Source organism: Nocardia sp. BSTN01 (assembly GCF_015354405.1).
In the GTDB taxonomy this organism is placed as follows: Bacteria; Actinomycetota; Actinomycetes; order Mycobacteriales; family Mycobacteriaceae; genus Nocardia.
On record NZ_JADKYP010000184.1, the window covers coordinates 1 to 431 of the forward strand.

1 protein-coding gene is annotated in these 431 nt (G+C 63.8%); it reads right to left on the reverse strand.

What is annotated here, in order from left to right; translation table 11 throughout:
• The coding region (locus IRT45_RS36450; protein WP_194810283.1) for a condensation domain-containing protein at positions 1–431 on the reverse strand (431 nt) is incomplete at both ends.

Below are 431 nucleotides of genomic sequence, written 5' to 3' on the forward strand. Positions count from 1 at the left end.
CTGTGGGTGTCGAGCGGGAGCGAGGTGACGTCGAGGTCTTCGAGCACCAAGCTGGCTGCCGGGTCGTTGTTTCCGGCGAAGTTCTGCCACGCCAGCAACACCTGGATCAACGGGTGATGCATCAATGATCGGGCCGGATTGAGCCGTTCGACCAGCACTTCGAAGGGCACGTGTTGATGTTCGAACGCCTCGAGACTGCGCGTGCGGACCTGGCTGAGTAGATCGGTGAAGGTGGGGTCGCCGGCCAGATCGACGCGTAGTACCAACGTATTGACGAAGAAGCCGACCAGCTCGTCGAGGGCCGGGTCGCCACGGCCGGCGACGACGAAACCTATCGGGACGTCGGGGCCGGCGCCGATCGTGGACAGCAGTACCGCGAGGGCGGTTTGGACGACCATGAAACTGGTGGCGTTGTGTTCGCGCGCGACCTC